Source organism: uncultured Coprobacter sp. (assembly GCF_947855755.1).
Taxonomy (GTDB): Bacteria; Bacteroidota; Bacteroidia; order Bacteroidales; family Coprobacteraceae; genus Coprobacter.
This window is the reverse complement of the sequence record NZ_CANUAR010000001.1, coordinates 200,860-215,257: the sequence shown is the minus strand read 5'-3', so window position 1 is coordinate 215,257 and position 14,398 is coordinate 200,860. Positions and strand designations below refer to the sequence as shown.

Here is a 14,398-nt window from a genome sequence, read left to right as displayed (position 1 = left end):
CGATTCGAAAAATGAAAAATTCATGTTTCACTGGACTTTTGAAATATCTGGGTATATTGTTCTTCTGTATAGAAGGAACAATACAGAGCCAGAATATAGTTTCTCCTATATCATTCGTTCCGGACCAATCTTTGCAGATTCGTAATTTAGCACTGAATAGAGCTGCCTATCATTCGTCTTGTTCGAATTTTGATTATACAGCTCATTTAATTACTGATGGAAATACGGATGTTCAGGGAAATCCGAAAATTACTGTACAATATTCTGATTTTCCATCCGGAGAATCTCCTGAAAATCTGTTTGACGGATCGTCGGATTCAAAATATTTGACGTTCCATTCGGCAAGTTGGATTCAGTATGAGTTTGCAAATGGGGCATCTTATGTAATTGATCGTTATGTATTGACATCTGCGAATGATGATGAGAATAGAGATCCGAAAAATTGGACGTTCTTGGGATCAAATGACGGTAAGAACTGGATTTTATTGGATACACGTTCCGATATTCGTTTTAGCAGGCGGAAAGAGTCCCTCTCTTTTACAGTAAAAAATACGAATACATATAAAATGTATCGGTTCGATATAACGGATAATAGGGGAGATAACCGTACGCAATTGTCCGAGATAGACTTGTTCGAGAAAAATGTCAGTCGGATCGATCGGCCTGTTTTTTCGAGTAAATGGGAGAGTGCAGGAAAGGGAGATCAGTGGGTTTATATCGATTTAGGGACGATTTGTCGGATCAATAAAGTAAAGTTGTTTTGGGGAGAAGAATTTGCACGGTCATATCAAATCCAATTTTCTGCTGATAAAAGCAATTGGCGTCCGCTGTATTCAACGAATGAGGGAAAAGGAGGAATAGAAGAAATAAACCTGACTACGGCAACTGCGAAATATGTACGATTATATATGACGGACGGTATTTCGGAGCGTTATTCTTTGGCAGAGATGGAAGTTTACGGAACAGGAGGAGTAACCCCGAAACAAATGGCTGTTCCATATATGGGAAAAGAAGGGGCTTATTATTTGACTGGAGGAAATTGGAAAGTGCAGCGTGCAAGTTTGGTGAAATCCGATGGTCTTAAGGTTTCTGATCCGGTATTTGATGATCGGAATTGGATCATCGCTACAGTTCCCGGAACGGTGTTGACCAGTTATTTGAATATAGGGGCTATTCCCGATCCTAATTTTGGGGATCAGCAACTACAAATATCGGATGCTTTTTTTACTGCAGATTTTTGGTATCGTACAATCTTTATTGTTCCTGATAAGTATAAAGGGAAAAGAGTTTGGCTTAATTTTAACGGAATCAATTGGAAAGCTGATGTATTTGTAAACGGATATCGTATCGGAGATATAGAAGGTGCTTTTATTCGTGGAAAGTTCGATATAACTCCTTATGTCGTTCCCGGTGAAAAAGCGTGTGTCGCGGTATATATTCATAAGAACGATACTCCGGGACAGATAACTGTACAAAGTTTGAATAGTGCCGGAAAAAATGGAGGGGTATTAGGAGCTGATAATCCGACGATTCATGCCAGTGTGGGCTGGGATTGGTTGCCGACGATGCGGGGTAGAAATATAGGAATACAGGATGACGTATTTATTTCGGCTACCGACGATGTCTCTTTGATCGATCCTTTTATTATACCGGATTTGCCTTTGCCGGATTTGTCCTCTGCCGATTTGACTTTGAAAGTCGAATTACAAAATCATTCGGACAAGCCTTGTAAGGGAAAATTGACGGGAATAATCAATCCGGGAAATATTCGTTTTAGCCGGAGCGTGTCATTGAATGCTTTTGAACATAAAGATTTGGTCTTGGATAAAAATACCTTGCCCCAGTTATGTATCGAAAATCCCGATTTGTGGTGGCCTAACGGTTATGGTGAACAGAATATGTACTCGCTCGAATTATCTTTTGTGGCGAACGGAGGTGTATCCGATAAGAAAACTATACCTTTCGGAATACGGGAAATGAGTTATGATGATAGTGATGGTGTCTTGAAAACGTATGTAAACGGTACTCGTATATTTTTCAGAGGGGGCAATTGGGGACTCAGCGAGTCTATGCTTCGATTGGATAAAGAAGGATACGATGTCCGGGTGCGTTTACATAAGGAAGAAAATTTCAATATGATTCGTAATTGGGTGGGGATGACCGGAGATGAAGATTTTTATCGGGCTTGCGATAAGTACGGAGTTATGATTTGGGATGATTTCTGGTTAGCTAATCCGGGAGACGGACCTAATCCGAACGATGAAAAGATGTTTATGAAAAATGCTGTCGATAAAATAAAACATTTTAGAAATCATCCTTCAATAGCTTTGTATTGTGGACGAAACGAGGGTAATCCTCCGGAAACATTAAATAAGGCGTTGCGAGAACAGACTTCTTTATTAGATGGAACACGTTTGTATATACCTCATTCTGCAGCCGGTACGGTTTCCGGATTTGGACCTTACAGCGTTCAGAATCCGAAACATTATTTTAAAATAAGAACGCATAGGAAACTTCACTCAGAGATGGGAATGCCCAATGTCCCCTCAATAGAAAGCATGAAGAAGATGTTACCGGAAGATAAATATTGGCCGGTGAATGATGTTTGGGGACTCCATGATTTTTGTATTCATTCGGCGCAAGGTGCATCCGGTTTTATGAATGCGGTGAACCGTTATGGCAAGGCCTCTGATTTGCAAGATTTTTGTAAGAAGGCTCAGATGGTCAATATGGAGAATCATAAAGCTATGTTCGAATCTTTTGCCGGTGCTCAGAGTAACGGTATATTGATGTGGATGAGCCAGTCTGCATGGCCGAGTACGGTATGGCAGACTTACGATTATTATCTTGAGCAGACTGCCGGTTATTATGGCTGTAAAAAAGCTTTAGAACCGTTGCATATTCTATGGGATAGTCAGCTTGATAAAATCAAAGTTGCGAATAATACTCGTCAAGGATATAAGAATTTGGTTGCGGAAGTGCGTATTTATAATATGGACGGCACTTTGATATCCCGGGACTCTGTACGACTGGATTCCGGTCCTGATACTGTTACGGATTGCATGTCTATCGTTTACTCGAAAGAACTTTCTCCGGTACATTTTATAAAATTGGAACTGAAAGACGGAAATAAAATTATTGCCGATAATTTCTACTGGCGGGGAAATGAGTATCAAGAGTATTCCGATTTGTCGAATATGCTTCCGGCTGACCTGCAATGTAGTCTCTATCGGGAAAAAAGTGGAGGAAAGATATTTTTGACGGCCGATATTAAAAATGCAGGAAAGAATATTGCATTGATGACTCGTTTGAAAGTTTTACGTGGCAGATCGAAAGAACGAGTGCTGCCGGTTTATTATAGTGACAATTATTTTTCTTTATTACCGGGAGAGACCAAGCAAGTGATTCTTGAATTTAAAGCAAAAGATTTACAAGGAGAGAGTCCTGTCTTAGGTATAGAAGGTTGGAATATCAATTACATGGAAATTGTAGAATTTTAGGTGTTAAGGGTTGAATTGGTTATTCTGAATAATACAATATTATGTATTATTCAGAATAATTTTTTGCTCCGTAATTTGGTTTATAGCCAAATTACTGATTTGCTTTGTTACTTGAAATGGAAGTTCCGGATATTCATAAAGTTTGAAACGGGGTTCTGTTTCTCCTTGATAATATTTCCATATTGTTACATAATCCTCCGCATCTTCACCCATTTTTGTAAGTTGGCGTAAGTACTCTGCAATGGATTTATTTTCTTTGATATAGACATATTCCATATTGCCGATAATCGGACTGTGTTTACGAGTATGGTCGTGATCGAAACGTAATATTCGTTTCCCTTTTTCAGTAATTCCGATCGTTTGGAATGTCATGCTTTTACCTATTCCCGGAAGGTTTAGCACATTCCTGTCTGTGGCAGCGAATGGTAAATGATATTTATTCAGGAAGGAACGGAGGCGATTCGCCGTGTTTTCTCCGGATTCAAGGAGAGAACACAATTCTTTTGCTTGCCCGGCAGAGATATTACCATAAATTTTTTCTTCGTATTGTTCTTGTAAAGAACGGCTGTTAGGAGCAAATACCGCATAATTTTCATTGAAACCTTTTACCGAAAAGGTATAGTAACTGACTATTCCTAAATGATTTAAAATTTGGCGGAGGCGGGTTGTGTGTCCACGCCGAGATGCTGCCACTGTATATACGAGCTGGTTAGTAATCAGCCATCCGGCAGATAGTATTTTTCGGATAGCATCTTTAGCTTCGGGAGTGACTTCAAGCGGTGTTTGAAAATGTGTTTGTATAATAAATTGCTTGACACCGATTGCGGAAGCTTTTTCTTTGAACTCTTTAAGTATGTCGATCAATTCTTGGTCGATGCGCATCGGCAAATAAGCCAGAAGACGTGATCCTAACCGGATGCGTTGCAGTTCTGCATATTTTTCTCCTTCAGGACGATTTTTGTTTGCTTTACGTTTACGGACAGCCATTCGGTAAACCGCTTCTAATATATTGCGTAAAGTTTTATTCTGACTCATTAAAGCATCGCCTCCGGTAATGAGTATATCGCGTAATTGAGTATCTGTTTCGAAATAATCCATTAGTCGTTTGAGTTTTTTCTCCCAGCTTTCTTTTGGACGTAAATTTTCGAATTCGAAGTTTAATCGTTCACTTTGAAAATCATACATTCTTTGACAAGACGCACATAAACCTCCGCAGGCTCGTCCCATTGTATCAGGTATGAGAATTGCCACTTCCGGATAACGTCTGTGAATGTTATGACCTTCAGGGAGCAACCACCCGGCAGCATTTGGTTTGCCGTCTTTTACAGTATCTTCTTTTTCCCAAGCTTTTATATGGCCGTATGTCTCGACTAATTCGGGAGAGTATAGAATATAGCTGCGTATAGAGGCGTCATTATAGCCTTCTTCATTTATATTTAGTAGTGAAAGGTAATACGGGGTGACAAAGAATGGCATTCCTATTTTCTTTGCCCGTTGTAATAGATACATGGTTTCGTCGGAGAGAGAATTCCCTAAAAATCTGTTTAGTTCTTTGGGATTTTTTACGGCTGTCGAAAGATGAAATCTAAAATCATTCCACCATTCTTTGACAAGTTCGTATTTCTCATTATAGCTTAGGCCAGATTCGAAATAATAACGAGATGCCGTTTTCCTATTTTCGATTTTTTGTATCAGAATATGTAAAATTCGTTCCTTATTTTGTTCCCTGATTTCTATTACTTTCTTATCCAGACCGCTTTCCCACCTACGTGTACGATTTTTGATTTGTTGTAAAGATGGGGCGATATAATTGTTTTCTGATCCTTTAAATAGAAAGTATAAGTCGATGAATAGATCTGTTGGTATTTCTTCGTTATCTAAACTTTCTCTGAGAAATCGATATAAAAGAGATATTGTTTTTATTTGTATGTTTTGTCCCGTAGAGAGTTCGAAGATAGATTTTCCATCGTAGTCTATCAACATTTTGATCGTTTCTTGAGTATTGTTTGTCGGTATAGTATCTATAAATACATTTAATTGTGTTTTGAATTTTTCTTCATTAGGGCTATTTAGTGCGATTGATATAAGTGTAGGAAGTTCTTGTTTATATAGTTGCTTTAGTTGCGAGAGTGTGAGGGTCAGTATTTTTTTCTGTTTCATAGGCTGTTTATTTATATGGTCGTTAAGAATATTTTACCGGCTGATTATAAGATAATAACAAACAAAGTATTTTATTGGTTGTTTGTCTTTTATGATTAAAATACGCTGAAAAATTATTGAATTTATATGTGCGTATAATTAGTGACCGGAACAATCCGTTTTGAATGTTTACATCTTAGGCAAGATAAACTCCGATATTTCAAATATAATAAAAAAATCGGATATTGATTTGAAGATATTTTTCTTTAACGTTGTTTATCTTCAGTATAAAAATGCAAAAGAGGAGAATAATTAATTATTCTCCTCTTTTGCATTTTTATTAATTAAGGAATTAATAAGCAAAGATAGGATATGATTTCATTGTTTGGTTCACTTTTTCACGGACGGCTTTAATAACGTTTCCGTCTTCAGGATGAGCCAGAACAGTATCTATCATTTCTACGATTTCGAGCATGAGATCTTCTTTTGCTCCTCGTGTCGTGATTGCCGGAGTTCCTACACGGATACCGGATGTCTGGAACGGTGAGCGACTGTCGAAAGGAACCATATTTTTGTTTACGGTGATATCCGCTTCGACCAGAACTTTTTCAGCTACTTTACCAGTAAGTTCAGGGAATTTCGTACGGAGGTCGATCAACATGCAATGATTATCCGTTCCGTTTGAAATAATCTTGTATCCTTTATCCATGAAAGCTTGTGCCATGACTGCGGCATTTTTCTTGACTTGTGTCTGATAAGCTTTATATTCAGGTTGCAATGCTTCTCCGAATGAAACGGCTTTAGCTGCTATAACGTGTTCCAACGGACCTCCTTGCACTCCGGGGAATACTGCAGAGTCGAGAAGAGCCGACATTTTTTTGATTTCTCCTTTAGGTGTTGTCTTTCCCCAAGGGTTGTCAAAATCTTTTCCTAATAAAATAATACCGCCACGAGGTCCACGCAAGGTTTTATGAGTCGTAGAGGTTACTATGTGTGCATATTTCAACGGATTATCCAATAATCCGGCGGCAATAAGTCCTGCAGGATGAGCCATGTCGATCATGAAAATAGCCCCTATTTCATCTGCGATTTTACGCATGCGGGCATAATCCCATTCGCGAGAATAAGCCGAAGCCCCACCGATAATTAATTTCGGACGTTCGCGAAGGGCGACTTCCTCCATCATATCGTAATCTACATATCCGGTATCTTCTTTTACGCCATATTCCAGTGGCTGGAACATCAGTCCTGAGAAATTGACAGGTGAACCATGAGATAAATGTCCTCCGTGAGATAAATTTAGCCCGAGGAATTTATCTCCGGGATTCAGCACTGCCATGAAAACAGCCATATTGGCCTGTGCTCCGGAATGTGGTTGCACATTAGCCCATTCTGCTCCGAAAATTTCTTTGATTCTGTCTATTGCAATTTGTTCGCTTTGATCTATCACCTCGCATCCGCCGTAGTATCTCTTTCCGGGATATCCTTCTGCATATTTGTTGGTTAGGCAAGATCCCATAGCTTGCATTACTTGATCACTTACAAAGTTTTCTGAAGCGATGAGTTCTATTCCCTTCAGTTGTCTTTGATGTTCTTGTTCGATAATGTCGAAAATAGCATTGTCTCTTTTCATTGTTGTGCTTTATATAAGATGGTGTTTATGTTTTCGTTGTGCAAAGATACCTTTTTTCGTTGTTCTTATAAAATAATACCGATCGAAAAACTGAGAAGATTAATACCTCTTTTTAAATAAATGTTCCCTTCTGATATGTTTATTCCGTCTTTGTAGAGGATGTATGTCGTAGGATGTGTGAGATTTGTAATCCCGAATTCATAACGGAAATCGATAAAAAAACGAGAAATGGATGTTCCTAGTCCCAAAACGAAATTTGCAGTTAACGGACGTATGTGTTCGTCCATGACAAACTCATACGTTTCCGGTGCGGAAAGTTCACTCTTTTTCTTGTATAAATATTTAAGTTTTGGGCCGGCAAAAAAAGACAATTCATACGGACCTTGTTTGATAAAGTTATATCCGTATAATAAAGGTATGTCTAAAGAATAAATTTTATTACCGACCGTTATTCCTTCCATGTATCCGATAGATCCGTCGGTGATGACAGATTCAGGTCTCGGACTCATCCGGTAACGCATATAATGTGTTTCTGTTTCGAGTTGAAGATAATGTCTGTTGAAGTTGGTTCGGGCAAACAAAGATATGAGAATCCCCATTTTTGAGTTTGTTGACGGCTCTTCTATTTTTATACCGTTGATCTGACTTTTTCGCATATCGACGAAAGGAGCATTTACTCCGATGCGAATTCCCCAATTGAATAAATTCTTTTTGGATATATCGGACTGTGCCGATATCGTACCTGCAAAAAGTAAATATATACAGAATAAAAATAGAATGTACAGTCTCATTTCTTCTTTTTCTTTTTTTGTACCGACCAACCGAACTTACCTATTTCTTTGCCGATCCCGTAATAATGGCCATGCGAATAAACCAGCAATTGGGCTTTTTCGAGATCGAAAGCTCCGTTTTCGGGATTAATAAATTGCTCGTCGGCAATAACGTTGACCACTTCTGATATAAACATATCATGAGAACCTAAGTTCACGATTTCCTTAACTTTACATTCTATGCATAGAGGGGATTCCTCAACATAGGGAGCAGCTATTTTTTCTGAAGGAACAGGAGTCAGCTTGCTTTCCGTAAATTTATTATAATCTTTTCCGGAACGAACACCACACCAGTCGGTTGCTCTTGCCATATTTTCTGTTGTCAGATTAATGACAAATTCCCTGTTCTCCTTTAAAATGGAGTATGAATGTCGTTCGGGACGTACGGATATATAACACATCGGAGGATTAGTACAGATGGTTCCTACCCAGCTTACCGTAAATAAATTATATTGTTCCGGACGGTTTCCGCAACTAACCAATACTGCGGGCAACGGATAAATCATCGTACCCGGTTTCCAGTTCTGCTTTTTTCTGTTTGTCATTAACGAATTTCTATATCTTTTTGAGAAATAGCCCGTTCGCAATATTTACATTTTACTTCTACGGTTTCTTTATTGATTACACGAAAGACTGTATTCATCGGTTCGTTGTTAGTGATACATTTCGGGTTATTGCAACGGATAATGCCGGTCAATTCATCGGGTAGGGTAACGACTCTCTTTTCGGTTACCTGATAATCTCTGATGATGTTGATCTTTGCATTCGGTGCTATTAATGCGATTTTATTGATCTCTTCTTCTTTGAAGAATGTATCGGCGATTTTGATGATACCTTTATGTCCTATTTTTTTACTTATCAGATTATTTCCGATAGTGATGCTTTTATTGATATATTCCAATCCAAGAAGTGAGACGACTTTAAATAGTTGGTTTGAAGGAATATGATCGATAACTGTTCCGTTTTCTAATGCAGCTACTTCGAGCTCTTTTTTATGTATAGCCATGATTCTATTTTCTTTTCTTAAATGTTAAATTTCGATACCTAATACTTTGCATATAATAGCTTGACGGGCATATAATCCGTTTTTAGCCTGTTCAAAATAATAAGCTTTCGGGTTGTCGTCTACATCGTATGCGATTTCGTTTACGCGAGGAAGCGGGTGCAGTATCCGTAAGTTCGGTTTACTGTTTTCCAACATTTGATTATGAAGAGTATATACGTTTTTTACTTTTTCATATTCCATGAGGTCGGTAAAACGTTCTCGTTGAACGCGGGTCATATATAGTATATCCGCCTGATTGATGACTTCTTCTGTGAAATCTTGGTGTTCTTGATAGGGAATTCCTAATTTATCGCAATAAATTTTATATTCTTCCGGCATTTTCAATTCTTCAGGGGCTACGAAGTGAAACGTAGGTTTGAAGTGTGACATTGCCATAAGTAAAGAGTGTACGGTTCTTCCGTATTTTAGATCTCCCACCATCGTAATGTTTAGATTCTCTAATGTTCCTTGTGTCTTATATATAGAGTAAAGGTCGAGCATTGTTTGCGACGGGTGCTGATTAGCTCCGTCTCCTGCATTTATAATAGGAATTGAAGAAACCTCAGAGGCATATCGTGCAGCTCCGTCTAAATAATGACGCATAATGATGAGATCTACATAGTTACTGACCATCATTATCGTGTCTTTAAGGGTTTCGCCTTTGGTCGAACTCGTAGTAGATGCATCGGAAAAACCGATAATTCTCCCTCCCAATCGGTTTACTGCCGTTTCGAAACTGAGTCGGGTACGCGTAGATGGTTCAAAAAATAAGGTTGCAATCACTTTACCTTCCAATACTTTTCTGTTCGGGTTTTCTTCAAATTTTCTTGCTTGCTCCAGCAGATACAGAATTTCTTCCTTAGAGTAGTCGGTGATAGATACTAAACTCTCTTTTCTCATATTGCGGTATGTTTTAAGAATATAGATTTATATAACAAATAGACCGGTTTGGCATGAAGAGTCAAATCGGTCTATTTACAATTTCTGATCGAGTGTTTATATTCCCTACACTTCTGTAAGTGTATGAAATCGAAATGTTTATATTTCTTTGTGTTTTGTTTCATCTACACTACAAAAATAGTAAAAAAAGTCTATATCAAAGCTTTTCTGCTTAAATTTTCTTGTTCTGTATTTCAATCAATTTATAAATAAAATATTTATATTACCTTTGACGGAAAATATGAGAATTCATAATTTGTATATCCGGAAACCGTACGGATATAATTTGAGATATTGCTAAACGAATATGTTTCAAAACAAAATTTGAAATGCCAGAACTGCCTAAGAAGAAATCCGGATCTGTTTCCAGAATTATAATTAAATGTCTTTGGATATTTTTTTGTATAGGAATCGTTTCGATAACCCTTTTATTCTTTTTTATAGCAAAGGGTTTTATCGGTTATATGCCTCCGATCGAAGAGTTGCAAAATCCGAAAGATAAATTCGCCTCCGAGATATATTCGTCCGACATGGAAGTGATCGGGCGATACTATCAGAGTAAGGGAAACCGGGTGTATGTGGGGTATAATGAAATCTCTCCTTATCTGGTTAATGCTCTTATTGCGACCGAAGATGCCCGTTTTAAGGATCACTCGGGAATCGATGTGAAAGCTTTGGCAAGGGCGATAATCAAAAGAGGTCTGTTTTTTCAAAAGAGTGCGGGAGGGGGAAGTACGATCTCACAGCAGTTGGCCAAGCAGTTATTTTCTCCGAATGCCGAAAATATAATGGAAAGGCTTTTTCAAAAGCCGATAGAATGGGTAATAGCCGTTCAGCTGGAGCGTTTCTATACGAAAGAGGAAATTGTGAATATGTATCTGAATAAGTTCGATTTTCTTTATAATGCCGTAGGAATACAGTCGGCAGCACAAATTTATTTTAATACGACTCCAGATAAACTGTCGATAGAACAAGCGGCTACATTGATCGGAATGTGCAAAAATCCATCGTACTTCAATCCTGTTCGTCAACCCGAAAGAACGAGAGGTCGTCGTAATACGGTTTTAGAACAAATGTATAAATCGGATTATATTACTCGGGAGGAGAGAGATTCATTGCAAGCTCTTCCGTTGAAACTCTACTTTAACCGTGTAGATCATAAAGAAGGGTTAGCTCCTTATTTTAGGGAACATTTGCGTTTGATGATGACTGCCAAGAAACCGGATCGAAGAGATTACAGAGGATGGCAGGGACAAAAATTTGTCGATGATTCTATCGCTTGGGAAACAAATCCTCTTTTCGGATGGTGTGAAAAAAATCGGAAAGCAGATGGCTCTAAATATAATATCTATACAGATGGGTTAAAAATATATACATCATTAGATTCTCGGATGCAAAAGTATGCGGAAGAGGCTGTTGAAGAACATATCGGCGGTTTTCTGCAACCTAAATTCTTCAGTGAGAAGAAAGGACGCAGTTATGCTCCGTTTGCGAGGAATTTATCTAAATCGGATATTGAAGCTATTCTTAATAAGGCAATGAAACAGAGTGATCGGTATAGATATATGTCGGAAGCGGGAGCGTCTGAAAAGGAAATCAGGAAAGCTTTCGATACACCTGTGGATATGCAAGTTTTTTCTTGGAGTGGAATGATTGATACAGTCATGACTCCTATGGATTCTATTCGATACAATAAATCGTTTCTCCGTACAGGATTTATGGTAATGGATTCTAAAACAGGGCATGTGAAAGCGTACGTCGGAGGAATTGATTTTCGTAATTTCCAGTATGATATGGTTTCAGATGGCAGGCGTCAAGTAGGTTCTACCATAAAACCGTTTTTATATACGTTGGCTATGGAAGAAGGTTTCAGTCCATGTGACGAAGCTCCGAATGTACAACCTCATATTCTTGATCCGGCTACAGGAAAGGTTTGGTCTCCGAGAAACTCTTCTAAAGCCCGAATTGGGGAGAATGTGACTTTACGTTGGGGCTTAGCTAATTCTAATAACTGGATTTCAGCTTATCTAATGGAACGGTTATCTCCGAGTTCTTTAGTACGTTTAATGCATTCGTTCGGTATTCGCAATTATATCGATCCGGTTATTTCTCTTTGTTTAGGACCTGCAGAAGTCTCTGTTGAAGAGATGGTGACAGCTTATACTGCCTTTTCGAATAAAGGTATTCGAGTTGATCCGTTATATGTTACCCGAATAGAGGATAATTTTGGGAATGTAATCGCCGAGTTTACTCCGAAAGTAACTGAAGTATTCAGTGAGGCTGCGTATTATAAAATACTTCCGATGCTTAGAGATGTTATAGATCATGGTACAGGCGGGCGCATCCGGTATCGTCATAAGATAACAGCTCCGATGGGAGGAAAGACCGGAACTACCAATAATAACTCGGATGGTTGGTTTATGGGATTTACACCGAGTTTGGCTGCCGGTGTATGGGTTGGAGGCGAGGAGCGTTCTATCCATTTTGATGGTATGGCAAACGGTCAGGGAGCAACGATGGCATTGCCTATTTATGGAATCTTTATGAAAAAAGTTTATGGTGATAAATCTTTGGGATATTCTGAAACGGAAGATTTCATAATACCTGAACAATATAAAGATCCGTGTACAACCGGACCATATTCTGAAGAGGAATTTTCATCGGAGCCAACTGAAGCTATAGAAGGTATTTTTGATTAATCGATTATCTATGAAAAATAGGTGTATCAGACTCCGATACACCTATACACACCCATGCTCCAATTCATCTTTTTTTGATGAAATTTTATAACAACACCTATGCTTTGAATATATGAATTATAAGTTTGTCTAATTAAATGTTCGTTTGATTGGACAAATCCATAGGAGTTTTTTATAATGGAATATGCTGAGATCATATATTATAAAGAATTGTTTTATAATATATTTAAATAATAGTTTTGTTTGATGTGAATAAATAGTATATTTGTCCGATCAAACGAAGGTTTTTTTGGAGGTGTTTATACAATTATTCCTGAATTTTTAGTTACTATTTTTTACTTTTGGCTTTGTGATAGATTTTCTATTTTTTTGTTTTCAGCAGATATGGAAAGCTATTTATAATGAGAATACAGGCTGATATGTTATTGGGTGGAAATGGATTGGGTTGTATCGGAGTTGTGAAATTAAAATTATAAAACGGGCAGTTTTTCTTTTATCAAGTTAAAACTGCCCGTGTCTATTGTTTCCAATTTACTGAATGAACATAAAAGTTTATAGTCCGGGTTTATTACTGGTGATATAGCTGTCTTTGCTACCTTCAATAAAAACTTGTTTTGTGTACCATTGGGGAGCATAATGGTAGTTTGAAGTATATGTTCGTACGTAAAAATTGTAATATCCTCCGGTACGAGGCCATTGTTTTATAACATTTGTTCCGTTACTATTAAAAAACGATGCGTCACTATCAGAGTATTTTACTCCATCGATAGGATTTTCTGGATTATTTATCACGACTACAATCCCGGCGGCATCTGGGTCATCGCAAGCCCAAGAATAAGTTACTTGTGAAAACGTACGTACAAGTAGTCTCCATTTATTGTTTCCCATGTAAGTAGAATTGAGCAATTGTTGTATCGGTTGTACTGATACATTAAAATAACTTACATTATCCGGTGCTGAAGTTGAAGGAGTATTACCGCCTCCTTCTCCGCTTGCGCCACTATCATTATCGCTTGGCGGGGTTATTTCCCAACTCATACCGTCATAAGTCCATACTTTCCCATATACTCTGCCAATAGTCGGCCCCGTAACATAAGGCCGGAAGTATTGCTTTTTCATGTGGGAAACAGTTAATTTAAGATCTGCACAATTATTTTCATCCAAGTCTTTTTCTGAACGTGCCCAATCACTGAAATCTTGAACGAAACTACATTCATATCCTCCTTTGAGAATTGTCAGATTGTCAGGATTATTGACTTTTACAGTCATTTGGATAGCATTGTCTTTATGTTCGAATTTAGAGAATATTACCCAGAACTTTGTCGGGTCATTTCCGTCTGTTTTCTTTTTACCACCGCCACCGCCAGAAAAATCATCATCTCCACAGGCTGTTAAAACTATAAGAGGAATTGTTAATAGTAAGGATAGAGCGTGTTTTAAGAGTTTCATAATCATGATTATTTTAAACTTATAAACTATTCTAATATGCAAAGGAAAAGCTAATTTTTGTAATTGAGTATCCTTGTTATATATTTAACATAAGAAAAACTGAACGTTGGCTAAATAATTGTTGGAGTAGAATAATGAAAAGAGCGATATCAACTGATACCGCT

At 37.9% G+C, this 14,398-nt stretch carries 9 protein-coding genes; 2 read left to right on the top strand and 7 right to left on the bottom strand.

Translation table 11 applies throughout. From position 1 onward, the window contains the following. Window positions 1-11: 11 nt before the first annotated feature. The gene (locus Q0093_RS00830; RefSeq protein WP_297928089.1) at window positions 12-3,500 is read left to right on the top strand and encodes a discoidin domain-containing protein; all 3,489 of its coding nucleotides are present in this window, start codon (window positions 12-14) and stop codon (window positions 3,498-3,500) included. A 39-nt stretch (window positions 3,501-3,539) separates the two neighbouring features. On the opposite strand, the gene Q0093_RS00825 is transcribed toward Q0093_RS00830, so the two are convergent. From Q0093_RS00825 to pyrB, 6 genes are all read right to left on the bottom strand, one after another. Then, window positions 3,540-5,660 carry a KamA family protein gene (locus Q0093_RS00825; RefSeq protein ID WP_297928087.1) on the bottom strand — a complete coding sequence of 707 codons (2,121 nt, stop codon included), beginning with the start codon at window positions 5,658-5,660 and terminating at the stop codon, window positions 3,540-3,542. 331 nt (window positions 5,661-5,991) lie between these two features. After that, window positions 5,992-7,272, bottom strand: coding sequence for a serine hydroxymethyltransferase (glyA, locus tag Q0093_RS00820; protein WP_294176837.1), 1,281 nt, complete (start codon window positions 7,270-7,272; stop codon window positions 5,992-5,994). A 65-nt stretch (window positions 7,273-7,337) separates the two neighbouring features. Next, complete coding sequence (locus Q0093_RS00815) at window positions 7,338-8,063, bottom strand: porin family protein (protein ID WP_297928085.1); 726 nt, start codon at window positions 8,061-8,063, stop codon at window positions 7,338-7,340. After that, complete coding sequence (locus Q0093_RS00810; RefSeq protein ID WP_294176840.1) at window positions 8,060-8,647, bottom strand: flavin reductase family protein; 588 nt, start codon at window positions 8,645-8,647, stop codon at window positions 8,060-8,062. Before Q0093_RS00810 ends, Q0093_RS00815 begins: the two co-directional genes overlap by 4 nt. Then, window positions 8,647-9,111, bottom strand: coding sequence for an aspartate carbamoyltransferase regulatory subunit (gene pyrI / locus Q0093_RS00805; protein WP_294176903.1), 465 nt, complete (start codon window positions 9,109-9,111; stop codon window positions 8,647-8,649). The genes Q0093_RS00810 and pyrI overlap by 1 nt, the downstream gene beginning before the upstream one ends. A 21-nt stretch (window positions 9,112-9,132) precedes the next feature. Continuing rightward, a complete protein-coding gene (gene pyrB / locus Q0093_RS00800) occupies window positions 9,133-10,047 on the bottom strand; it encodes an aspartate carbamoyltransferase (RefSeq protein WP_294176842.1) in 915 nt (304 codons plus the stop codon). Between the two features lie 368 nt (window positions 10,048-10,415). On the opposite strand from pyrB, the gene Q0093_RS00795 reads away from it, so the two are divergent. Next, complete coding sequence (locus Q0093_RS00795) at window positions 10,416-12,785, top strand: transglycosylase domain-containing protein (RefSeq protein WP_294176844.1); 2,370 nt, start codon at window positions 10,416-10,418, stop codon at window positions 12,783-12,785. 552 nt (window positions 12,786-13,337) lie between these two features. Here Q0093_RS00795 and Q0093_RS00790 read toward each other — a convergent pair. After that, window positions 13,338-14,234: a hypothetical protein gene (locus Q0093_RS00790; RefSeq protein ID WP_297928083.1), complete on the bottom strand. Its 897-nt coding sequence runs from the start codon at window positions 14,232-14,234 to the stop codon at window positions 13,338-13,340. Window positions 14,235-14,398: the final 164 nt, after the last annotated feature.